Origin of the sequence: Stenotrophomonas sp. TWI1183 (assembly GCF_039673115.1) — a bacterium.
In the GTDB taxonomy this organism is placed as follows: domain Bacteria; phylum Pseudomonadota; class Gammaproteobacteria; order Xanthomonadales; family Xanthomonadaceae; genus Stenotrophomonas; species Stenotrophomonas maltophilia_AA.
Genome location: NZ_JBDJKZ010000005.1, coordinates 75,801 through 97,220, shown reverse-complemented (window position 1 = coordinate 97,220; position 21,420 = coordinate 75,801). Strand labels below are relative to the sequence as shown.

The following is a 21,420-nucleotide window of genomic DNA, read 5'->3' as shown; positions in this document are numbered from 1 at the left end:
GGCGCGAGGCCGCGCATGATCCGCCGCCTCCACGACACCAACGACCTGGTACGCGCGTTCCCGCGCGTGCACTTCGTCGGCATCGGCGGCACCGGCATGAGCGGCATCGCCGAAGTGATGCTGACGCTGGGCTATGAAGTCTCCGGTTCGGACAACGCCGACAACGCCGCGACCCGCCGCCTGGCCAGCCTGGGCGCGCGCGTGATGCGCGGCCACTCGGCGGCCAACGTGCTCGGCACCGACTGCGTGGTCGTCTCCAGCGCGATCCGCGATGACAATCCGGAATTGATGGAAGCGCGCAGCCAGCGCATTCCGATCATGCCGCGCGCGGCGATGCTGGCCGAACTGATGCGGTTCCGCCGCGGCATCGCGGTGGCCGGTACGCATGGCAAGACCACCACCACCAGCCTCACCGCCGCGGTGTTGAGCGAAGGCGGGCTGGACCCGACCTTCGTGATCGGCGGCCAGCTGCTCGCCGCCGGTGCCAACGCCAAGCTCGGCGGTGGCCAGTGGCTGGTGGCGGAAGCCGACGAAAGCGATGGCAGCTTCCTGCGCCTGAACCCGCTGGTGTCCGTGATCACCAACATCGATTCGGACCACCTGGAAAACTACGGCAACGATTTCGCCCGGGTCCAGGCTGCGTTCGCCGAATTCCTGCAGCGCCTGCCGTTCTACGGGCTGGCGGTGCTGTGCATCGACGATCCGGAAGTGGCCGCATTGGCCGCGCAGACGCCGCGCCATGTCATGAGCTATGGCATGAGCAGCAACGCCGATGTGCGTGCCGAAGACGTGGTCCAGGACGGCCCGCGCATGCATTTCACCCTGCGCCTGCCGGAAGGCAGCAGCCACCCGGTAACGCTGGCCCTGCCGGGCGCGCACAACGTGCTCAATGCCCTGGCCGCCGCGGCCGTGGGCTGGCAGCTCGGCGTGGCGCCGGAAGCGATCGCGCGTGCGCTGGAAAGCTTCGCCGGCATCGGCCGCCGCTTCAATGACCTGGGCATCGTCACCACGCACACCGGCGCCAAGGTCCGCGTGATCGACGACTACGGCCACCATCCGCGTGAGCTGGCCGCCGTGTTCGCCGCCGCCCGTGGAGGCTGGCCGAGCCAGCGCCTGGTCGTGGCGTTCCAGCCGCACCGTTACAGCCGTACCCGCGATCAGTTCGATGCCTTCGCCGCGGTGCTGTCCGAAGTGGACGCGCTGGTGCTGAGCGAGGTCTACCCGGCCGGCGAAGCGCCGATCCCGGGCGCCGATTCGCGTTCGCTGGCCCGCGCCATCCGCGCGCGCGGCCGCAGCGAGCCGGTCGTGGTCGGCAATGCCGCCGAACTGGCGCACGTGCTGCCCGACGTACTGCAGGACGGTGACCTGCTGCTGATGATGGGGGCGGGTGACATCGGCTACATCGCCCAGCAGATCGCCGGCGAAGGCTTCCAGGAGACCCCGGCGGCATGAACGCGCTGATCTTCCCGCCGCTGCGAATCACCGACCCGGCCCTGTTCGGCCGCGTCGCCGTGCTGCTGGGCGGCACCTCCAGCGAGCGCAATGTCTCGCTGGATTCCGGCCGCAACGTGATCGAAGCGCTGCGCGCGCGCGGCGTCGATGCGATCGCGGTCGACGGCATCCCGGCCCTGGCGCTCGCGCTGGTCGAGAAGCGCTTCGACCGCGTGTTCAACATCCTCCACGGCCACAACGGCGGTGGCGAGGACGGCATCGTGCAGGGCTTGATGGAAGCCTTCGGCGTGCCGTACACCGGCTCGGACGTGCTCGGCTCGGCGCTGAGCATGGACAAGATCCGCACCAAGCAGGTGTGGTTGTCGCACGGCCTGCCGACCCCGCGCTTCATCGCGCTGGACGAGGCCGCCGATGTCCACGCCGCCGCCGCCGAACTCGGCCTGCCGGTGGTGGTGAAGCCGGCCAACGAAGGGTCCAGCGTCGGCATCAGCCGGGTCACCGAAGACGCCGGGCTGGATGAGGCGGTCGCGTTGGCGGTGCGTTACGACGGCCAGCTGCTGATGGAGCAGATGGTGGTCGGCGACGAGCTGACCGTGGCGATCCTGGGCGACCAGGCGCTGCCGTCGATCCGCATCGTGCCCAAGGGCCAGTGGTACGACTACAACGCCAAGTACATCGCCGAGGACACCCAGTACCTGTGCCCGGGCCTGGACGGCGAAGACGAAATCGAGATCCGCCGCATCGCACTGGCCGCGTTCCGCGCCGCCGGCTGCCGTGGCTGGGGCCGGGTGGACGTGATGCGCGACCGCGGCACGGGCCGCTTCCACCTGCTGGAAGTGAACACCGCGCCGGGCATGACCAGCCATTCGCTGGTGCCCAAGTCGGCGAGCCAGGCCGGGATCGGCTTTGAAGAGCTGGTCTGGCGCGTGCTCGAGCAGACCCTGCCGGGTCACGCAGCGCAGGAGAACAGCCACGCATGAACGCGGTGCTGCGCATCTTCGTCTGGTTGCTGGCCCTGTCGGTCGTGGCACTGCCCGTGGTGGCGGTGCTCAACGGCTGGGTCGGTGCCGAGCGGTGGCCGTTGGCCAAGCTGCGCGTGCACGGTGAGTTCAAGCGGGTGCCGGCCGAGCAGCTGCAGCAGGTCGTGCTGCCGTATGCGAAGTCCGGTTTCTTCGCGGTCAAGCTGCAGGATGCGCAGGACGCGATCGAAACCCTGCCGTGGGTCGAAAGCGCGCAGGTCCGCAAGCAGTGGCCCGACGTGCTGGAAATCACTCTGGTCGAGCACAAGCCGTTCGCGCGCTGGGGCAATGACCGCCTGCTCTCCGAGCAGGGCAAGCTGTTCGCCACGCCGAAGAAGCTGCAGGACCTGGAGCTGCCCGACCTCGATGGTCCGGACAGCCAGACCGAAGAAGTGGTGGCGCTCTACAACGACGCGCGTGCGCTGTTCGCGCCGGCCGGGGTGGACGTCAAGCGGGTCACCATGGACGCACGCGGCAGCTGGTCGCTGGTGTTGAGCAACGGCACCGAAGTGGTCGTCGGCCGCGACGATGCCCGTTCGCGCCTGCAGCGCTTCGTGCGCGTGCTGCCGCAGCTGGCCAACCAGGCGGCGCCGATCGAGCGCGCCGACCTCCGATACACCAATGGTTTCACGCTGAGCTGGGGTACCCCGGCTCCGGCCGCACCGGCCGCGCCGGCCAATGTGGCGCACAGGACGCAGGACAGGACATGAATCGCAAGGGTGACAAATCACTGATCGTCGGTCTGGATATCGGCACCTCCAAGGTGGTGGCGCTGGTCGGCGAGTATTCGCCGGGCAATCCGATCGAGGTCATCGGCATCGGCTCGCACGAATCGCGCGGTCTCAAGCGCGGCGTGGTGGTCGATATCGAATCGACCGTGCAGTCCATCCAGCGTGCGGTCGAAGAGGCCGAGCTGATGGCCGGCTGCGAGATCCGCTCGGTGTACGCCTCGATCTCCGGCAACCACGTGCAATGCAAGAACTCGCCCGGCATCGTGCCGATCCGCGACGGCGAAGTGACCTGGGGCGACCTGGATCGCGTGCTGGACGCGGCCAAGGCGGTGGCGATCCCGGCCGACCAGAAGATCCTGCATGCGATCCCGCGCGAGTATGTGCTGGACGATTCTCAGGAAGGCATCCGCAACCCGGTCGGCATGACCGGCGTCCGCCTGGAAGTGCACGCCCACCTGGTGGTGTGCGCACAGTCGGCCGCGGCCAACATCTCCAAGTGCGTGCAGCGCTGCGGCCTGCAGGTCGATGACCTGGTGCTGTCCTCGCTGGCCTCCAGCGTGGCCGTGCTGACCGCCGACGAGCGCGAGCTTGGCGTGGTACTGGTCGACATGGGCGCCGGCACCACCGACCTGGCCGTGTTCGTGCAGGGCGCGATCTGCCACACCGCGTCGTTGCCGATCGCCGGCGATCACGTCACCAACGACATCGCGCACATGCTGCGCACGCCGACCCCGGAAGCCGAGCAGATCAAGGTGCGCTATGCCTGCGCCCTGGCCCAGCTGGCCACCGCCGAGGAAAGCATCCAGGTGCCCAGCGTCGGCGATCGTCCGCCGCGCCGGATGCCGCGCCACGCACTCGCCCAGGCGGTGCAGGGCCGTTACGAGGAAATCTTCGAGATGGTGCAGGCCGAACTGCGCCGCTCCGGCTTCGAGGAACTGGTGCGCGCCGGCATGGTGCTCACCGGTGGCGCCTCGAAGATGGAAGGCGTGGTCGAACTGGCCGAGGAAATGCTGCAGATGCCGGTGCGCGTGGGCATCCCGCAGCACGTCACCGGGCTGGGCGAAGTGGTCGGCAACCCGGTGCATGCCACCGGCGTCGGCCTGCTGCTGATGGGCAGCCAGATCGAACACCCGCGTCGCCCGTCGCTGCCCACCGGTCGCGCCGGCAGCATGTTCAAGAAACTCAAAACCTGGTTCCGCGGCGAATTCTGATCGCGGTCGCAACACGCAGTACACATGCAATACGCGATAAGCAGTTCCCGAAAAATCCACGTAGTCCACGCAACACCGGCACCACCCGCAACGCGATGCAGCACCACCGGCCCCCGGGTCGTTCATTGAAGCAGGCAACACCGCCGCGGTTGGCTCTATCCGGCCCGGCATACCAACTACAACTCGCCGGCACGACGGTGGGGAGGACAGGAGAAGGATTCTCCGAAGCCCCCGTCCCGCGTAAACGGCAACAAGAGGACACGGACATGGCGCATTTCGAACTGATTGAAAAGATGGCACCCAATGCGGTGATCAAGGTGATCGGCGTGGGCGGCGGCGGCGGCAACGCCGTGGCGCACATGGTCAGCACCAGTGTGGACGGCGTGGAATTCATCACTGCCAACACCGACTCGCAGGCCATCAAGAACTGTGGTGCCAAGCTGCAGCTGCAGCTGGGTACCAACGTCACCAAGGGCCTCGGCGCAGGCGCGAATCCGGAAGTCGGCCGCCAGGCCGCGCTGGAAGACCGTGAGCGCATCATGGACGCCCTGCAGGGTGCGGACATGGTCTTCATCACCGCCGGCATGGGCGGCGGCACCGGTACCGGCGCAGCCCCGGTCGTGGCGCAGCTGGCCAAGGAGATGGGCATCCTGACCGTCGCCGTGGTCACCAAGCCGTTCCCCTTCGAAGGCCGTCGCCGCATGCAGGTCGCGCTGAAGGGCATCGAAGAGCTGAGCCAGCATTGCGACTCGCTGATCACCATCCCGAACGAAAAGCTGATCACCGTGCTGGGCCGCAACGCCACCATGATCCAGGCCTTCCGTGCCGCCAACGACGTCCTCCAGGGCGCCGTGCAGGGCATTGCCGACCTGATCGTGCGTCCGGGCCTGATCAACGTCGACTTCGCCGACGTCCGCACCGTCATGTCCGAAATGGGCCTGGCGATGATGGGCACCGGTACCGCGCGTGGCGATGACCGCGCCCAGGCCGCGGCCGAAGCCGCCATCCAGAACCCGCTGCTGGACGATGTGAACCTGGCCGGTGCCAACGGCATCCTGGTCAACATCACCGCCGGCGCCGACTTCACGATGGCCGAGTTCGACGAGATCGGCCGCACCATCGACGGCTTCGCTTCCGAAGATGCCACCGTGGTCGTGGGTACCGTGCTGGATCCGGACATGCAGGACGAAGTCCGCGTGACCGTGGTCGCCACCGGCCTGAACCGTGCCGTCACCGCCAAGACCCAGCGTCCGGGCGAGCGCGCACCGATCAAGCTGGTCCGCAACGCCACCACCGGCCAGCCGGAGTTCGGCGAGTTCGACAACGGCGGCGATGCGGTCTCCAAGGCCGTGGGCGGGATGGGCATGGGCATGGGCCTGCGTCGTCCCAGCGCCGACACCGTGGCGCCGACCGCCCCGAGTGCGTCGGGTCCGGCCGCTGCTGAACTGCCCAACGATTACCTGGACATCCCGGCGTTCCTGCGCCGCCAGGCGGACTGAGCCACGCATGCCGGGGCCTTGTCCTCCCCGGTAAGCGCCTCCATGTCCCATGCTGCCGGGCCAGGATCGGCCCGGCATCTGACCGCCGTCGTGCATCACGCACGTCCGGGCAGTGCTGTCGACGCACCACGGTTCACGGAAGGGACAGCGGTAGTGCGTGTTATTCTTGTTTGTCACAGCCGCGCTGACCGCGCGCTTTCTGGTCCTGCCCCCCGATGATTCCGCAACGCACCCTCAAGAACACGATCCGCGCCACCGGCGTTGGCCTTCACAGCGGTGACAAGGTCTACATGACCCTGCGCCCGGCCCCGGTCAACCATGGCATCGTGTTCCGTCGCGTCGATCTGGACCCGGTGGTGGAAGTGCCCGCACGCGCGGACCTGGTCACCGAAGTCACGCTGTGCACCGGCCTGACCTATCACGAGGCCAAGATCCAGACCGTCGAACACCTGATGTCGGCCCTGGCCGGCCTGGGTGTGGACAACATCATCGTGGAGCTGTCCTCGGCCGAGTTGCCGATCATGGACGGTTCCTCCGGCCCGTTCGTGTTCCTGCTGCAGTCGGCGGGCATCGCCGAACAGGACGCGCCGAAACGTTTCCTGCGCATTCTCAAGACGGTGGAAGTCACCGATGGCGACAAGGTCGCCCGCTTCGAGCCGTACGAAGGCTACAAGCTCGGTTTCACCATCCAGTTCAACCACCCGATGATCCCGGCCAAGCAGTCGCGGGCGGAAATCGAGTTCTCGACCCTGGCCTACACCAAGGAAATCTCGCGCGCCCGGACCTTCGGCTTCATGCGGGATCTGGAATACATGCGCGAGCGCAACCTGGGCCTGGGCGGTTCGATGGACAACGCCATCGTGCTCGACGAGTTCCGGGTGCTCAACGACGACGGCCTGCGCTACGCCGATGAGTTCGTGCGCCACAAGATCCTCGACGCGATCGGTGATCTGTACCTGGCCGGCGGCCAGGTGCTGGGTGCCTACGAAGGCTTCAAGTCGGGCCATGCGCTCAACAACAAGCTGGTGCGTGCCCTGCTGGCCGATGCCAGCGCCTGGGAGTGGGTCAGCTACGAGTCTCCGGCTGCTGCGGCGCCGGTGGTCTACGGCCTGCCGGCGTACGCCTGAGCGCGGTTTCGCTGCAACCCATTGATTTGGAATAAAAAAAGACGGCGCCCAAGGCGCCGTTTCTGTTTCCAGCGGTCACGGCGGGCTGAAACCGGCGTGATCTTGACGTCAATGAACCGTAGGGGTGCACAGCGCACAGATTTGTGAACCTCATCAAGGTTCTCGCCAGATTTAACGTTAATTTAATAAAACACTAACGACTGGCGGCGGTTCGGCCGCTACAGTGCAGACCGGCTCCCAGCCAAAGTTCACGTGATCGTGACGCGGCCGGGAAGGGGCGGGATGCCCCGATGGCTTCACGATTTGGAGGAATCCACATCGCGCAGACAAGCCAACGCGTCGCGTAGCCCTTTGTGCGTGGCGGCTGAAACAGCGTGGGGGCCATTCCTGTTGTCGATCGCTGGGGAGCGTGGGGGAGGGGCAGATGCTGTTTTGACGGTCACCTTGGTGACCTTCAGCCCGATGGACCGGGCCGCGTCGATCAACTGTGCTTCGGCAAGCCGGACCTTGGCGTGCCACACGGGAGATTCGACGAGAAAAACGAGGTGCTCGCCGTTTACATTCGCCAGCCGGCAACGGGTGGCCAGTGCAGGCGGCAAATGGGGGCGCAATTGACGGTCCAGCGCGTCGAGCCACAGGGCACGACGCAGCGGGTTACCGGCTTTGTCCGCCATGACCGCATCCAGCGCCGGCTTCGGCGTGGATGGGGAACGGGCACTGGATTTCGGCTCAGACATGAAAACTCACTGATGGCATTCAAAAAGATCGTAATCAAAACGCGTGAAGGACAGGCCAAGACGCCGCTGGCGCGTTTGCGTTTCTACTTCGAAGATTCCCCCCGTGCCCTGCTGGGCAGTGTGCTGGGGGTGGGCTGCCTGATCGGCTTCGGTGCCGGTATCGGTGGCAGCATGTTCAACGATTCCCGGCTCCACGCCAAGGTCGCACAGCAGGAACGCGAACTGGCGCAGGCCCAGAAGGACGCTCAGACCCAGGTCAACGCGCTGGCTGCGCGGATGGGCGAGCTGCAGGCGCAGGCCACCCGTCTCAATGCCCTGGGCGAACGACTCACCCAGATGGGCAAACTGGAGGACGGCGAATTCGACTTCAACGAGACCCCCGGCCTCGGTGAAGGCGAGCCCGGCCCGACCCAGGACATCCCGGTCAGCGCGGTCAACGCCGACTTACAGGTGCTGGAGCAGCGCTTCGCTGCTTCAGGCCGCCAGCTGTCGGTGATGGAATCGCTGATGTTCGACCACCAGCTCGAACAGAACGCGGTGCCCTCGCGCATGCCGATCCGCAATACCTACATCACCTCCAACTTCGGCACCCGCAGCGATCCGTTCGGTCGCGGTGCGGCCACCCACAAGGGCATGGATTTCCACGCCAAGGTCGGTGACCCGGTGATGTCGGTGGCCGACGGCGTGGTCAGCTTCGCCGGCGTGAAGGGCGGCTACGGCAACGTGGTCGATGTGGACCATGGCAACGGCTATGTGACCCGCTATGCGCACAATTCGCGCCTGGTGGTGAAGCCGGGCGACCTGGTCCGGGCCGGCCAGGAAGTGGCCAAGGCCGGTTCCACGGGCCGTTCCACCGGTGCCCACGTGCACTTCGAGGTCTGGGAACGCGGCCAGGTGGTCAATCCGCGCAAGTTCCTCGGTGATGGCGGCAACACCCCGGTCGGCCGCGTTTCGCGGGGCTGATCACGGTAACGAACTTGAACGGGGGTGCTTGAAACGCCGGACCCCCGTCCCAAGCTACAATGGGTGTTGCCATAGACAGGGCGCAGTGCGCCCTGTTTCGTTTGCGGCGTGCGCATCCCCCGGGGAAAGCGCCGCCGTTGGGGCGTCTCATTCCAACCGGTTCCTTCAATGATCAACAGCCTGCTTACCCGCGTCTTCGGCAGTCGTAATGAACGACAGCTGCGCCAGCTCAACCGCATCGTCGCCAAGATCAATGCGTTGGAGCCGGAAATCGAAAAGCTCTCCGACGAGCAGCTCAAGGCCAAGACCCCGGAGTTCAAGCAGCGCATCGCTGACGGTGAGGCCCTGGACAAGGTGCTGCCCGAAGCGTTCGCGGTCTGCCGTGAAGCCAGCCGCCGCGTGCTGGGCATGCGCCATTACGACGTCCAGCTGATCGGCGGCATGGTCCTGCACCTGGGCAAGATCGCCGAAATGCGCACCGGTGAAGGCAAGACCCTGGTCGCCACGCTGCCGGTGTACCTCAATGCGCTGGAAGGCAAGGGCGTCCACGTGGTCACCGTGAACGACTACCTGGCCCGCCGTGACTCGGCGCAGATGGGCAAGCTCTACAACTGGCTGGGCATGAGCGTGGGCGTGGTCTACCCGGGCATGCCGCACGGTGACAAGCGCGAGGCCTATGCCAGCGACATCACCTACGGCACCAACAACGAATTCGGCTTCGATTACCTGCGCGACAACATGGCGCTGTCCCGTGCGGACCGCCACCAGCGCGGCCTGCACTACGCGATCGTCGATGAAGTCGACTCGATCCTGATCGATGAAGCCCGTACCCCGCTGATCATTTCCGGCCCGGCCGATGATTCCCCGGAGCTGTACATCCGCGTCAACCGCATCGTCCCGAACCTGATCAAGCAGGAGGCCGAGGAAGGCGAGGGCGATTTCTGGGTCGACGAGAAGGGCAAGCAGGTCCATCTGTCCGAAGCGGGCATGGAGCATGCCGAGGCGCTGCTGGTCGAGGCTGGCATCCTCAATGCCGAGACCGAAGGCCTGTACGCCGCGCAGAACCTGACCGTTGTGCATCACCTCAATGCCGCCCTGCGCGCGCATGCGATCTACCAGCGCGACGTGGATTACATCGTGCGCGATGGCGAAGTGGTGATCGTCGATGAATTCACCGGCCGTACCCTGGCCGGCCGCCGCTGGTCCGATGGCCTGCACCAGGCGGTGGAAGCGAAGGAAGGCGTGCCGGTCCAGCGCGAGAACCAGACCCTGGCGAGCATCACCTTCCAGAACCTGTTCCGCATGTACAAGAAGCTGTCCGGCATGACCGGTACGGCCGATACGGAAGCCTACGAATTCCAGAGCATCTACAACCTGGAAGTGGTGGTGATCCCGACCAACCGCCCGACCATCCGCAAGGACGGTTCGGACCAGGTGTTCCTCAACCGCAACGGCAAGTTCAACGCGGTGCTGGCCGATATCCAGGCCTGCAACGAGCGTGGCCAGCCGGTGCTGGTGGGCACGACCTCGATCGAGACGTCGGAGATGCTGTCCGAGCATCTGCGCAAGGCCGGCGTGCACCACGAAGTGCTCAACGCCAAGCAGCATGACCGCGAAGCGACCATCATCGCCAACGCCGGCATGCCGGGCGCGGTGACCATCGCGACCAACATGGCCGGCCGTGGTACCGACATCGTGCTGGGTGGTTCGCTGGAAGCGCAGCTGCATGAGCTGGGCGAAGACGCGACGCCGGAACAGCGTGCCCAGGTCAAGGCCGAGTGGCAGGTCCGCCATGATGCCGTCAAGGCCGCCGGTGGCCTGCACATCGTCGGCACCGAGCGCCATGAATCGCGTCGTATCGACAACCAGCTGCGTGGCCGTTCGGGCCGCCAGGGCGATCCGGGTTCGTCCCGCTTCTACCTGTCGCTGGAAGACAACCTGATGCGCATCTTCGCCTCGGACTGGGTCCAGAAGGCGATGCGCATGATGGGCATGAAGGAAGACGACGTCATCGAGGATCGCCTGGTCAGCCGGCAGATCGAGAAGGCGCAGCGCAAGGTCGAGGCGCACAACTTCGACATCCGCAAGAACCTGCTGGACTTCGACGACGTCAACAACGATCAGCGCAAGGTGATCTACAGCCAGCGCGATGAGCTGCTGGATGCGGAGTCGGTGAAGGACAACGTGGATGGCATCCGCGGCGACGTGATCTTCGACGTGGTGGCGCGTTTCGTGCCGCCGAACTCGATCGACGAGCAGTGGGACCTGCAGGGCCTGGAAGCGACGCTGGCCTCGGACTTCGGCATCGACATGTCGCTGACCGAGCTGGTCAAGGCGCACGAGGAGCTGGATGCCGAGGGCATCGCCGAGAAGGTGCAGGCCAAGGTCGACGAGCACTTCGCCGCGAAGGAAGCCGGCGTGGGCGACGAGACCATGCGTGCGCTGGAGAAGCACGTGATGCTGACCGTGCTGGACCAGAGCTGGAAGGAGCACCTGGCGCGCATGGATTACCTGCGCCAGGGCATCTACCTGCGTGGTTACGCGCAGAAGCAGCCGAAGCAGGAATACAAGAAGGAAGCGTTCGAGCTGTTCTCGGAGATGCTGGAGAACGTGAAGCGCGAAGTGGTGACGTTGCTGGCGCGCGTGCGCATCCGCAGCGAAGAGGAAGTGGCGGCGCTGGAACAGGCCGAGCGCCAGCAGGCGGAGGCGCGTCTGCTGCAGTCGCAGTTCCAGCACCAGGACGCCGGCAGCTACAGTGCGGACGAAGAGGCAGCACAGGTGGAGGCGGCGCAGAATGGCGTGCCGCAGGTCACCCGCGACGAGCCGAAGGTCGGCCGCAATGATCCGTGCCCGTGCGGCAGCGGCAAGAAGTACAAGCACTGCCATGGTCAGCTGAGCTGATCGGCTGATTGGACGTGCCGAAGAAGCCCCGCCTTGTGCGGGGCTTTTTTTTGGTTCTTCTGCCCTCTGCAGGGAAGGCATGTGGGGCGTTCTGACCTTCTCCAGGGGCGGCGGTCGATGGGTCGGGCGCTGGGGCGCGATGCCGTTGTCGGCGACGCCCCCGGTGCCGGCCTGCGGCCGTCCCCTCCTCCTTGATTTCGCCCACAACGGCATCGCGCCCCACGTATCGAGACTACTGGCGCCCAACAGCAAGGTCCGCTTTTCCGCACTCCTACCGCGCGCGAGCCCCGTAGCGGCCGGCAGGCTCCTGGGCAAAATCAAGGAGGAGGCCGTCGCCGCCAGGCGGCGGCCGGGGGACATTTGCCGAGGGGCCTGCCGGTCGCTGCGGGGCCCTTGCGCTCGCGGCAGCTCCGAGCGGAGACGCCACCACGAGCCACAGCGAGCCCCCACAACTAACCGCAGGGGCATTGCGTCACGGGCCCCGGTTTGGGCATCCTCCGGGTATGTCATCTCCCCTTCGTTCGATCCATGTCGTGGCCGGCGTCATCACCGATGCCCGCGGCCGCATCCTGCTCAACCGTCGTACCGAGAACCGCGATATGGCGGGCCTGTGGGAGTTCCCGGGTGGCAAGCGGGAGCCCGGCGAGACCTCCGAGGAGGCGCTGGTGCGGGAGCTGCGCGAGGAGCTGGGGATCGAGGCCGAGGTCGGTGAGTGGATCATGGATGTACCGCAGATCTATCCGGACAAGCGGCTCCGGCTGGAGGTGCGCCGGATCCAGGGCTGGAAGGGCTCCCCGCGTGGCCGGGAGGGCCAGGCGATCACCTGGGTGGCGCCGGACAAGCTGCACCGGTATTCGATGCCGCCGGCGGACCTGCCGGTGGTCGCGGCGTTGCGGCAGCCGGACCGGTACCTGATCACGCCGGAGCCGGAGGGCGAGGAGGACAGCGTCCACCAGGCTTGGCTGGGGCGCCTGGCGCAGGCCCTGGAGAGCGGGGTGCGCCGGGTACAGCTGCGCACGCCGTCCAGCCCGGCGCGGGTGGCGCTGGCCGAGCGCGTGATCCAGCAGCATGGAGCGCGCACCCAGTGGCTGCTGAACCGGGACATCGACCTCGCCGGACGGCTGGGGGTCGGGGTGCATCTGGGCAGTGAGCAGCTGCTCGCGCTGGATGAGCGGCCGCTGCCGGCGGGTCAGCTGGTGGCGGCATCCTGCCACGATCTGGCGCAGCTGCAGGCAGCGCAGCGGCTGGGCTGTGATTTCGCGGTGCTGGGGCCGGTGCAGGCGACGGCCAGCCACCCGGACGCCACGCCGCTGGGCTGGGAGGCCTTCGAGGCGCTGCGCGAGCAGGTGTCGTTGCCGCTGTACGCGCTGGGCGGAATGGCCCCCGGCGATATCGGCGAGGCGCGCCGGCATGGCGCACAGGGCATCGCGGCGATCCGGTCGCTGTGGCCGGCTACAGCGTGATCCAGAAGCAGCCGTACTGACGGCGCAGGCCGAATACCGTGCGGGCCGGGGTGGCCGCGCTGCCGAGCGTCTGTTCGAGCCGCAGGCCGACCGGCCGCGGTCGTGCCGGTGCCTCCGTCGTGCCCACGGCGACGAGCCCGGGGTCGAGCGGCACCGGGGCGGCATCCGGGTAGACCGGGGCGATGTCGACCAAGGGGCGCTGCACGACGGATTCCAGCCGCCCGATGATCTGGTTCGCGGTGGCGTTGGAGACGTTGCTCCAGAGGTAGATCGAGGACAGCCGGTTGACGTCCTGGGCGCTGACCGCGTCGCGGATCTGCCCGGTCAATTCACTGAGCCGGCGCGCGCAGCCGGCGCGGTAGATGCCGGTGTTGCCCACGCTGGCCGTGCGCGCGGGAAGCCGCGAGGTCGCGCCCAGGGCATCGCAGCGGCGGTCGGTGAAGACGGTATCGCCCTGCGCGGTGGTGCAGCGGTTCACGCGCTGCACTGCCTGCGCCAGCGCAGGCGGCGAGGGCAGGGACAGCGCACACAGCAGGAGCCACACGAGCGGTTTCATCGCAGCAGCGTAGCGGCGTACGCGTTATCTGCAAGCGATGCGTCGCAGGCTCAGCTGCGCAGGAGTTTCAGCACCTGGGTGGTCGGCTTGGCCAGGTTGAGGGTGTAGAAGTGCAGGCCGGGCGCGCCGCCGGCGACCAGCCGTTCGCACAGGCTGGCCACCACCTCGGCACCGAATGCGCGCACCGATTCGGCATCATCGCCATAGGCCTGCATGCGCTTGCCGATCCAGCGCGGGATTTCCGCGCCGCACTGCTCGGAGAAGCGCCGCAGCTGGCTGAAATTGGAGATCGGCATGATGCCCGGCACGATCGGCACGGTGACGCCCAGCTTGCGCACTGCATCGACGAAGTGGAAGTAGGCGTCGGCGTTGAAGAAGTACTGGGTGATCGCCGCATCGGCGCCGGCGTCGATCTTGGTCTTGAAGTGCTTCAGGTCCAGCAGCGCGTCGTTGGCCTGCGGGTGGGTCTCCGGATACGCGCCCACTTCGATCCGGAACGCATCGCCGTGCTCGGCGCGGATGAAGCTGATCAGTTCGGAGGCATAGCGCAGGTCGCCGGGATGGCCCATGCCCGAGGGCAGGTCACCGCGCAGGGCGACGATACGGCGGCAGCCGATCGCGCGGTACAGCTTGAGCAGTTCGCGGATCTCCTCGCGGCTGCCACCGACACAGGACAGGTGCGGAGCCGCGTCGAAGCCATGGTGCTGCTTGAGGTGACGGACGGTCTCGGAGGTGTAGCTGAGCGTCGAGCCGCCGGCACCGAACGTACAGGACACATATTCCGGCGCGAACACCTTGAGCCTGGCCGCAGTCCGGTCCAGCTGGGCACGCTGCTCGTCGGTCTTGGGCGGATAGAACTCGAAGCTGATGGCAGTCATGGGCGGGGCGCGTCGGCGGGTGTGGGTGAATCATATCTCTTCATCGCGATGAATGTGAAGTACGTGGCATGTCGTCTGCACATGGCGCCGGGTACAGTGACGGTGAACTTCAACGGAGCACGACCATGCAGATTCTCGTCACCGGTGGCACCGGGTTCATCGGACGCCGCCTGTGCACGCGCCTGCTGGCCGACGGCCACGAACCGATCGTCCTGACCCGCCGCCCCGGCCATGACCCGCAGCCGGGCGTACGCAGCGTTGCGGCGCTGGCGGAGGTCGGCCCCGTCCAGGCCGTGGTCAATCTGGCGGGCGAGCCATTGATGGACGGCCGCTGGACCGATGCACGCAAGCAGGCGTTGCGCGATTCCCGGATCGGCACGACGCAGGCGCTGCTGGCGTGGATGGCCGCGCTGCCCGAGCGCCCCAGGGTGCTGGTGTCCGGCTCGGCGATCGGCTGGTACGGACCGCGCGACAGCGCACCGCTGGACGAGACCGCCTCGCCCGGCCATGACTTCGCCGCGATGCTGTGCCGGCAGTGGGAGGCCGAGGCGCTCAAGGCCGAGGATCTGGGCGTGCGCACCTGCGTGCTGCGGACCGGGATCGTGCTCGAACGCGAGGGCGGCGCGCTGCTGAAGATGCTGCCACCGTTCCGGATGGGGCTCGGCGGGCCGATGGGCGATGGCCGGCAGTGGATGAGCTGGATCCATCGCGAAGACCTGGTCGGGATGATCCTGTGGCTGCTGACCCGCGATCAGGCGCGCGGCGCCTACAACGGCACCGCGCCCGGCACGGTCACCAACCGGACCTTCGCCACCACGCTGGGCGAGGTGCTGCATCGTCCCGCGCGGCTGACCACGCCGGCCTTCGCGCTGAAGCTGGGCTTCGGTGAAATGGCCGGGTTGCTGCTGACCGGACAGAACGTGCAGCCGGTGCACGCCTTGGCCGAGGGCTTCGCGTTCCAGTATCCGACGCTGCCGGAGGCGCTGCAGGCGATCGTGGGCGCGCCGGAGCGCTGAGGCGCGGATGTTCATCCGCCTCACGCGACCGCTCATCGCCTGTCCACGGCCGCTGCTCATGTAATTACCCCCGCCGCCTCGACCCGCGCCAGTCTCCCTGCTCACCCAGCAGGAGCCTGCCATGTCGACCGTCCGCCACCGCCGTATCCACTCCCTCGCGCCGTTGGCCGCGCTTGCCCTCACCGCGTGGGCCACGCTGGTCAGCCCGGCCCACGCGGCGACCGAGCGCTTCCAGGATCTGCAGGTCGAGGTGATCGGCAGCGGCCGGCCGGTGCTGATGATCCCGGGCCTGAACAGCGGCGCCGAGGTCTGGCGCGAGACCTGCGTCGCGCTGCAGCCGCAGGTGCAATGCCATCTGATCCAGCTGCCGGGCTTTGCCGGTGCGCCTGCCGTGGCCAGCGCTGATTTCCTGAGCGCCATGCGTGACCGCCTGCTGGCCTACAGCGCGGACCGCAGGCTCGATCATCCGGCCGTGATCGGCCACAGTCTCGGCGGCGTACTGGCACTGCAGATGGCGATCGCGGCGCCACGGAAGATCGGGCCACTGGTGATCGTCGATGCCCTGCCGTACTTCGGCGCGGTCCAGAATCCGGCGGCAACGCCTGCGACGCTCAGGCCGATGGCCGAGCAGATGCGGGCCGGCATGCTCGCCGCCGACGCCACGCAGTACGCGGCACAGACCGATGCCGCGGTCGCCAACATGGCGCACGCCCCCGGGCAGGTCGCGACCTTGAAGCAGTGGGGGCGCGACAGTGACCGCGCCGCCACCGCCAACGCGATGTATTCGATGACGATGACCGACCTGCGCGAGCCGATCGCCGGCATCACCACGCCGGTGCTGGTGCTGGGCGCGTGGGCCGCCTATCAGCCGTTCGGTGCGACCGAAGCCAGCACGCGGCAGGTGTTTGCGACCCAGTACGCCGCGCTGCCCGGCGTGCGGATCAAGATGAGTCGGGCCGGCTACCATTTCCTGATGTGGGATGATCCCCGCTGGCTGCAGACGCAGATTCGGGGCTTCCTTGATCTGCCTGTGGCGCCCTGACCGGTAGCAGCGTGGAGACGATGAGCGAGAAGCGGACAGCACGCGATACCGGTTTCTGGTGGCGCAACAGCGCGTTCTGGTTGGTCTACCTTGGCGTGAGCCTGCTGCTCGGGTTCACCTACGGAGGGCACTGGTCCGGCATCGTCCTGATCTCTGTGATGGTGTCGCTTTCCCTGTGGGCGGGCAGCGCGTTCATCCGCGGCTGGGCGCTGCGGCATGACTGGTTGCAGCGCGATCTGCTTGGACTGACGTGGCGGCTGCTGCTCGCGGTGGTGATCGTGGCGGCGGCTACCCAGTTGCTCACCGCCACCGCGCTGTTGCCCGCGCTGGCCTGGGACTGGGTACAGCTGCCGGGACAGCGTGCGAACTATCGCCCGGCCGCGGTCTTCGGTTACTGGTTCAATACCGCCATCGTGCTGGGCGTGTGGTGCGCGCTGTGGACCGGCCGCCGCGCGCTGCAGCGTGCGCGGCACAGCGAGATGGCGCAGCTGCGCGCCGAAGCGCAGCGGGCGACGCTGGAGCACCAGGCGCTGCGTGCGCGGCTCAATCCCCACTTCGTGTTCAATGCCCTCAACAACCTGCGCGCGCTGATCAACGAAGATCCGGCACGGGCACGCGACATGGTCACCCATCTGTCCAGCACGCTGCGCCATGCTCTGGTGCATACCGATGGCGGCTGGGTCACCCTGGCCGAGGAGTGGCGCGTGGTGCAGGACTACCTGGCGGTGGAGTCGATCCATTACGAAGACCGCCTGCGGGTGCACACCGACATCGATCCGGCCGCGCTGTCCGCACGGCTGCCACCGATGGCGCTGCAGCTGCTGGTGGAGAACGCGATCAAGCACGGCATCGCGGTCCATCCCGGCGGTGGCGAGCTGCATCTCCGCGCGTACCTCGAGGGCGGCCGGCTGCGGGTGGAGCTGGACAATCCCGCCGCGCACGACGCCGGCAGCGAAGGCCACGGCATCGGGCTGGCCTATCTGCGCGCGCAGCTTGGCATCGATGCGGTGCCATCACCCTCCGGCCGGGGCACGTTCCTGCTGGAGCGTCAGGGCGAGCGCATGCTGGCCCGGTTGGAGGTGCAGCAATGAGTGCTTCACTGCGCGTGTTGATCGTGGACGATGCGCGGCTGGCGCGCCGCGAGCTGCGCACCCTGCTGGCGGCGATCCCGTGGGTGGAGTGTGTCGGCGAGGCCGACGACGTGCCCGCGGCACGCGAGGCGATCCTGCGCGAGCAGCCCGACCTGGTCCTGCTCGATGTGCAGATGCCCTCGGGCGAAGGCTTCGACGTGCTCGACGGACTGGAGACGGTGCCGATGGTCGTGTTCGTCACGGCCTACGACCAGTACGCGGTGCGCGCCTTCGAAACCAACGCGCTCGACTACCTGGTCAAGCCGGTGGAAGCAGGCCGCCTGCAGGCGGCGCTGGAACGCGGTCGGGAGCGCCTCCCGGCGCCGGCCGCCCCCGCTGCGACGGACAGTGTTCGCGATGCGCTGGGCGCCGACGATCAGGTGTTCCTGCGCGACGGCGAGCGCTGCTGGTTCGTCGCACTGGGCGAAATCCGCAAGGTCGTGGTCGACGGCAACTATGCACGGCTGTGGTTCCGCGACCAGAACGCGGTGCTGGCGCGCAGCCTCAGTACGCTGGAAGCGCGGCTGTCGCCGGCGCTGTTCTTCCGCGCCAACCGCAACACGCTGGTCAACCTGCGTCGCGTGCGGGCGATCGAGCCATCCCTGGGCGATGGCTACGACCTGACCCTGGATGACGGCAGCCAGGTCGAGGTGTCGCGGCGGCAGGCGCGCGAGCTGCGTGAGCGGCTCGCGCTGTAGGGCCCGCGCCGCACGCGTTACCCTGTGCGGGATCTCCACCGCCTGACCGTGCCCATGTCCATCGTCCTTACCGCGTTCGCCCGTCCCCGCCTGTTCCCGCGTGTCCCGCGCGGCAACACCATCCAGGACTGCAGCGCCGAGCAGTTCGAACAGCACCTCAATACGCATGCGCCGTTCAAGGTGCTCGATGGCTACGCGCCGTTCTGCAAGCTGCATGTGTATGAGAACTGGACCTCCACGCGTTGCCTGACCGTGCCGATCACCGACGCCAACAGCCACCAGCTGCGCAGCGGGTATGAGGCGCGCAACCGCGAGGAACTGCCGGTGCTGGTGCGCTGGTTTGAAGGCGTGGAATCGCCGCGTGCGAACTACCTGGTCGTCATCCTGTACAGCGCCGGGCAGTTGGCCAAAGAGGGCTCACCCATCGACGCGGACTGGGGCATCGTCGGCTGCATCTACACCGCCGAACCGGAAGAAGTGCCGATGGCGCCGATCACCATGATGCGCAATGCGCTGGGCGTGGAAGAGGGCGGCTCGGGCGTGCCGCTGGATCGCGAGGCGTATCAGCGCGCGGTGACGTTCTGGGACCGCAACGCCAACTGGCGGCCTTGAGGCGCAGGAGCCCGCAGTCGGGTAGTGCCGGCCGCTGGCCGGCTCCTCGCGTCCCTTGCTTCGTTCGTCAAACAGACTGAGGAGCCGGCCAGCGGCCGGCACTACCGTTCAACGTGGTTTTCCGATGGTCGCGTAGCTGCCCTCGGTGAGCTGCAGCAGATCGGCCGGTGCCAGCGCCACCTCCAGCCCACGCCGCCCGGCGCTCACGTGCACGTTGGGCAGCAACTGCGCACTCGCATCGAGGAAGGTGCGGTGCCTCTTCTTCTGCCCCAATGGGCTGATGCCCCCGACCAGGTAACCGGTCGCGCGCTGCGCCGCCTCGGCGTTGGCCATCCCGCACTTCCGGGAGCCGGCCGCGGCGGCGAGTGCCTTGAGGTCCAGGATGCCGCTCACCGGTACGATCGCCACCAGAAGCTCGTGCGTCTCGGTGCTTGCCAGCAGCGTCTTGAACACCTGCGCCGGATCCAGCCTAAGCTGCTGCACTGCCTCGCCACCGTAGGATTCGGCGGCGGCGTCATGGTGATAGGACAGCACGCTGTGCGCGATGCCGGATTTCTTCAATAGATTGATGGCGGGGGTCATGGCGGCATCGTAGCGTGGGGTACGGCCTGTCGGCTTGACCCAGGCTATCGGAACAGCCGTACCGACCAACGGTCGGTACCTACCGTGTTCTGCGCGCCGACCAACGGTCAATGTCCGCCACCTGGTAGGTCACGACCGTTGGTCGTGACGGCGTTCAACCCAACAAAAACGGGCGCCTTTCGGCGCCCGTCTGTTTTCAACGCAACTGGACCGGCATGCCGATCAGTAGCGGTAATGCTCCGGCTTGAACGGACCATCCACCGGTACGCCGATGTAGTCGGCCTGTTCCTGGCTCAGGGTGGTCAGCTTCACGCCGATCTTTTCCAGGTGCAGACGCGCGACTTCCTCGTCCAGCTTCTTCGGCAGCAGGTACACCTTCTTCTCGTAGCTGTCCTTGTTCGCCCACAGGTCGATCTGCGCGAGCGTCTGGTTGGCGAACGAGTTGGACATCACGAAGCTCGGGTGGCCGGTGGCGCAGCCCAGGTTGACCAGGCGCCCTTCGGCCAGCAGGAAGATCGCGTTGCCGTTCGGGAAGACGTACTTGTCCACCTGCGGCTTGATGTTGACGTGCTGCACGCCCGGGAAGCCGACCAGCGCATCGACCTGGATCTCGTTGTCGAAGTGGCCGATGTTGCAGACGATGGCCTGGTCCTTCATCGCGCTCAGGTGCTCGATGCGGATGATGTCCTTGTTGCCCGTGGTGGTGACGTACAGGTCGGCACGGCCCAGGGTAGATTCGATCGTGTTGACTTCGAAGCCTTCCATCGCGGCCTGCAGGGCACAGATCGGATCGATCTCGGTGACCACGACGCGCGCGCCGTAAGCACGCAGCGAAGCGGCGCAGCCCTTGCCCACGTCACCGTAGCCGCAGACCACGGCGACCTTGCCGGCCAGCATCACGTCCATCGCGCGCTTCAGGCCATCGGCCAGCGACTCGCGGCAGCCGTACAGGTTGTCGAACTTGCTCTTGGTGACCGAGTCGTTGACGTTGATCGCCGGGATCAGCAGGGTGCCGGCCTGGGCCAGCTGGTACAGGCGGTGCACGCCGGTGGTGGTCTCTTCGGAGACGCCCTTCCAGTCCTTGACCACGCGGCCCCAGTAACCCGGGCGCTCCTTGGCCACGCGCTTGAGCAGGTTCTTGATGACCTGTTCTTCGTGCGAGGCGGCCTTTTCATCGACCCAGGTGCTGCCGTTTTCAAGCTCGTAGCCCTTGTGGATCAGCAGGGTCACGTCGCCGCCATCGTCCACCACCAGTTCCGGACCGGTCAGGGTGCCGTCGGGCAGGGTGAAGGTCAGCGCGTCCAGGGTGCAGTCCCAGTATTCCTCCAGCGACTCGCCCTTCCAGGCGAACACGGGAGTACCGGACGCGGCGATCGCCGCAGCGGCGTGGTCCTGGGTCGAGAAGATGTTGCACGATGCCCAGCGCACGTCGGCGCCGATGTCCTTCAGGGTCTCGATCAGCACCGCGGTCTGGATGGTCATGTGCAGCGAGCCGGTCACGCGCACGCCCTTCAGCGGCAGGGTGGCGGCGTGCTTGCGGCGGATCGACATCAGGCCCGGCATTTCATGCTCGGCGATGTCCAGCTCCTTGCGGCCCCAATCGGCCAGGGAGATATCCGCAATCTTGTAATCGCCTTCGGTGGAGAAGGTCTTGGCAACAGCGTTCATTCAAAGCTCCGGTGTAATGACGAGTCGATACTCGTGTTCGCCGGGCGCCGTTGGAACCAATCCTGGCCACCGAGCCTGGCCGCCCCCGGACAAGGTCCGGAACGGTCGCAGCGCCCCTCGGTGGAGGGTCGCCCA

At 67.1% G+C, this 21,420-nt stretch carries 19 protein-coding genes and 1 riboswitch; of the genes, 14 read left to right on the top strand and 5 right to left on the bottom strand.

The window, feature by feature from the left end; translation table 11 throughout:
* Positions 1 to 15 precede the first annotated feature (15 nt).
* The 6 genes from murC to lpxC all read left to right on the top strand — a co-directional run bounded on the left by murC (position 16) and on the right by lpxC (position 7,039).
* A complete protein-coding gene (gene murC / locus ABE434_RS06875; RefSeq protein ID WP_346478294.1) occupies positions 16 to 1,452 on the top strand; it encodes a UDP-N-acetylmuramate--L-alanine ligase in 1,437 nt (478 codons plus the stop codon).
* Positions 1,449 to 2,432, top strand: a complete 984-nt coding sequence (locus ABE434_RS06870) for a D-alanine--D-alanine ligase (RefSeq protein ID WP_346478293.1) — start codon at positions 1,449 to 1,451, stop codon at positions 2,430 to 2,432. The genes murC and ABE434_RS06870 overlap by 4 nt, the downstream gene beginning before the upstream one ends.
* Entirely contained in the window at positions 2,429 to 3,181 is a 753-nt protein-coding gene (locus tag ABE434_RS06865; RefSeq protein ID WP_293984920.1) for a cell division protein FtsQ/DivIB, read from the top strand. The genes ABE434_RS06870 and ABE434_RS06865 overlap by 4 nt, the downstream gene beginning before the upstream one ends.
* Positions 3,178 to 4,413, top strand: a complete 1,236-nt coding sequence (gene ftsA / locus ABE434_RS06860) for a cell division protein FtsA (RefSeq protein WP_017355446.1) — start codon at positions 3,178 to 3,180, stop codon at positions 4,411 to 4,413. Before ABE434_RS06865 ends, ftsA begins: the two co-directional genes overlap by 4 nt.
* 266 nt (positions 4,414 to 4,679) lie before the next feature.
* The gene (ftsZ, locus tag ABE434_RS06855) at positions 4,680 to 5,912 is read left to right on the top strand and encodes a cell division protein FtsZ (protein ID WP_176990394.1); all 1,233 of its coding nucleotides are present in this window, start codon (positions 4,680 to 4,682) and stop codon (positions 5,910 to 5,912) included.
* 215 nt (positions 5,913 to 6,127) lie between these two features.
* Complete coding sequence (lpxC, locus tag ABE434_RS06850) at positions 6,128 to 7,039, top strand: UDP-3-O-acyl-N-acetylglucosamine deacetylase (protein WP_176990393.1); 912 nt, start codon at positions 6,128 to 6,130, stop codon at positions 7,037 to 7,039.
* 296 nt (positions 7,040 to 7,335) lie between these two features.
* Here lpxC and ABE434_RS06845 read toward each other — a convergent pair whose 3' ends face one another.
* On the bottom strand, positions 7,336 to 7,776 hold the full coding sequence (locus ABE434_RS06845) for a DUF721 domain-containing protein (protein ID WP_026069663.1): 441 nt from the start codon (positions 7,774 to 7,776) through the stop codon (positions 7,336 to 7,338).
* Between the two features lie 12 nt (positions 7,777 to 7,788).
* Here ABE434_RS06845 and ABE434_RS06840 point away from each other — a divergent pair, with 12 nt between their 5' ends.
* From ABE434_RS06840 to ABE434_RS06830, 3 genes are all read left to right on the top strand, one after another.
* Positions 7,789 to 8,739, top strand: a complete 951-nt coding sequence (locus ABE434_RS06840) for a M23 family metallopeptidase (protein WP_019182479.1) — start codon at positions 7,789 to 7,791, stop codon at positions 8,737 to 8,739.
* A 168-nt stretch (positions 8,740 to 8,907) separates the two neighbouring features.
* Positions 8,908 to 11,640, top strand: a complete 2,733-nt coding sequence (secA, locus tag ABE434_RS06835; RefSeq protein WP_346478292.1) for a preprotein translocase subunit SecA — start codon at positions 8,908 to 8,910, stop codon at positions 11,638 to 11,640.
* Between the two features lie 503 nt (positions 11,641 to 12,143).
* A complete protein-coding gene (locus tag ABE434_RS06830) occupies positions 12,144 to 13,103 on the top strand; it encodes a Nudix family hydrolase (protein WP_346478291.1) in 960 nt (319 codons plus the stop codon).
* Here the strand turns inward: ABE434_RS06830 and ABE434_RS06825 are convergent.
* Both ABE434_RS06825 and metF read right to left on the bottom strand, forming a co-directional pair.
* Positions 13,093 to 13,659 carry a hypothetical protein gene (locus ABE434_RS06825; protein ID WP_346478290.1) on the bottom strand — a complete coding sequence of 189 codons (567 nt, stop codon included), beginning with the start codon at positions 13,657 to 13,659 and terminating at the stop codon, positions 13,093 to 13,095. The two genes, ABE434_RS06830 and ABE434_RS06825, sit on opposite strands and share 11 nt — an antisense overlap.
* Before the next feature lie 50 nt (positions 13,660 to 13,709).
* Positions 13,710 to 14,537, bottom strand: a complete 828-nt coding sequence (gene metF, locus ABE434_RS06820) for a methylenetetrahydrofolate reductase [NAD(P)H] (protein WP_179460769.1) — start codon at positions 14,535 to 14,537, stop codon at positions 13,710 to 13,712.
* 125 nt (positions 14,538 to 14,662) lie between these two features.
* Here metF and ABE434_RS06815 point away from each other — a divergent pair, with 125 nt between their 5' ends.
* The 5 genes from ABE434_RS06815 (at position 14,663) to ABE434_RS06795 (ending at position 19,035) form a co-directional block, all read left to right on the top strand.
* On the top strand, positions 14,663 to 15,553 hold the full coding sequence (locus ABE434_RS06815) for a TIGR01777 family oxidoreductase (RefSeq protein WP_346478289.1): 891 nt from the start codon (positions 14,663 to 14,665) through the stop codon (positions 15,551 to 15,553).
* Positions 15,554 to 15,674: 121 nt separating this feature from the next.
* Positions 15,675 to 16,595: an alpha/beta hydrolase gene (locus ABE434_RS06810; RefSeq protein ID WP_346478288.1), complete on the top strand. Its 921-nt coding sequence runs from the start codon at positions 15,675 to 15,677 to the stop codon at positions 16,593 to 16,595.
* Between the two features lie 20 nt (positions 16,596 to 16,615).
* On the top strand, positions 16,616 to 17,686 hold the full coding sequence (locus ABE434_RS06805; protein ID WP_346478287.1) for a histidine kinase: 1,071 nt from the start codon (positions 16,616 to 16,618) through the stop codon (positions 17,684 to 17,686).
* Entirely contained in the window at positions 17,683 to 18,423 is a 741-nt protein-coding gene (locus ABE434_RS06800; protein ID WP_346478286.1) for a LytTR family DNA-binding domain-containing protein, read from the top strand. Before ABE434_RS06805 ends, ABE434_RS06800 begins: the two co-directional genes overlap by 4 nt.
* Before the next feature lie 54 nt (positions 18,424 to 18,477).
* The gene (locus tag ABE434_RS06795) at positions 18,478 to 19,035 is read left to right on the top strand and encodes a DUF3228 family protein (protein WP_346478285.1); all 558 of its coding nucleotides are present in this window, start codon (positions 18,478 to 18,480) and stop codon (positions 19,033 to 19,035) included.
* Positions 19,036 to 19,143: 108 nt separating this feature from the next.
* Here the strand turns inward: ABE434_RS06795 and ybaK are convergent, their stop codons facing one another.
* Together ybaK and ahcY are read right to left on the bottom strand one after the other, a co-directional pair.
* Positions 19,144 to 19,617, bottom strand: coding sequence for a Cys-tRNA(Pro) deacylase (gene ybaK, locus ABE434_RS06790; RefSeq protein WP_346478284.1), 474 nt, complete (start codon positions 19,615 to 19,617; stop codon positions 19,144 to 19,146).
* A gap of 222 nt (positions 19,618 to 19,839) precedes the next feature.
* Positions 19,840 to 21,285, bottom strand: a complete 1,446-nt coding sequence (ahcY, locus tag ABE434_RS06785; RefSeq protein WP_176990380.1) for an adenosylhomocysteinase — start codon at positions 21,283 to 21,285, stop codon at positions 19,840 to 19,842.
* Positions 21,286 to 21,320: 35 nt separating this feature from the next.
* A riboswitch (S-adenosyl-L-homocysteine riboswitch) is annotated at positions 21,321 to 21,410 on the bottom strand.
* Positions 21,411 to 21,420 lie beyond the last annotated feature (10 nt).

Bases quoted from the DNA above. Each gene is read 5' to 3' on its own strand.
- ybaK (WP_346478284.1), bottom strand. From the start codon at position 19,617: ATGACCCCCGCCATCAATCTATTGAAGAAATCCGGCATCGCGCACAGC.
- secA (WP_346478292.1), top strand. From the start codon at position 8,908: ATGATCAACAGCCTGCTTACCCGCGTCTTCGGCAGTCGTAATGAACGA.
- lpxC (WP_176990393.1), top strand. From the start codon at position 6,128: ATGATTCCGCAACGCACCCTCAAGAACACGATCCGCGCCACCGGCGTT.
- murC (WP_346478294.1), top strand. From the start codon at position 16: ATGATCCGCCGCCTCCACGACACCAACGACCTGGTACGCGCGTTCCCG.
- ABE434_RS06795 (WP_346478285.1), top strand. From the start codon at position 18,478: ATGTCCATCGTCCTTACCGCGTTCGCCCGTCCCCGCCTGTTCCCGCGT.
- ABE434_RS06865 (WP_293984920.1), top strand. From the start codon at position 2,429: ATGAACGCGGTGCTGCGCATCTTCGTCTGGTTGCTGGCCCTGTCGGTC.
- ABE434_RS06800 (WP_346478286.1), top strand. From the start codon at position 17,683: ATGAGTGCTTCACTGCGCGTGTTGATCGTGGACGATGCGCGGCTGGCG.
- ftsA (WP_017355446.1), top strand. From the start codon at position 3,178: ATGAATCGCAAGGGTGACAAATCACTGATCGTCGGTCTGGATATCGGC.
- ABE434_RS06845 (WP_026069663.1), bottom strand. From the start codon at position 7,776: ATGTCTGAGCCGAAATCCAGTGCCCGTTCCCCATCCACGCCGAAGCCG.
- ABE434_RS06870 (WP_346478293.1), top strand. From the start codon at position 1,449: ATGAACGCGCTGATCTTCCCGCCGCTGCGAATCACCGACCCGGCCCTG.
- ABE434_RS06830 (WP_346478291.1), top strand. From the start codon at position 12,144: ATGTCATCTCCCCTTCGTTCGATCCATGTCGTGGCCGGCGTCATCACC.
- metF (WP_179460769.1), bottom strand. From the start codon at position 14,537: ATGACTGCCATCAGCTTCGAGTTCTATCCGCCCAAGACCGACGAGCAG.
- ABE434_RS06805 (WP_346478287.1), top strand. From the start codon at position 16,616: ATGAGCGAGAAGCGGACAGCACGCGATACCGGTTTCTGGTGGCGCAAC.
- ABE434_RS06815 (WP_346478289.1), top strand. From the start codon at position 14,663: ATGCAGATTCTCGTCACCGGTGGCACCGGGTTCATCGGACGCCGCCTG.
- ABE434_RS06840 (WP_019182479.1), top strand. From the start codon at position 7,789: ATGGCATTCAAAAAGATCGTAATCAAAACGCGTGAAGGACAGGCCAAG.
- ABE434_RS06825 (WP_346478290.1), bottom strand. From the start codon at position 13,659: ATGAAACCGCTCGTGTGGCTCCTGCTGTGTGCGCTGTCCCTGCCCTCG.
- ahcY (WP_176990380.1), bottom strand. From the start codon at position 21,285: ATGAACGCTGTTGCCAAGACCTTCTCCACCGAAGGCGATTACAAGATT.
- ABE434_RS06810 (WP_346478288.1), top strand. From the start codon at position 15,675: ATGTCGACCGTCCGCCACCGCCGTATCCACTCCCTCGCGCCGTTGGCC.
- ftsZ (WP_176990394.1), top strand. From the start codon at position 4,680: ATGGCGCATTTCGAACTGATTGAAAAGATGGCACCCAATGCGGTGATC.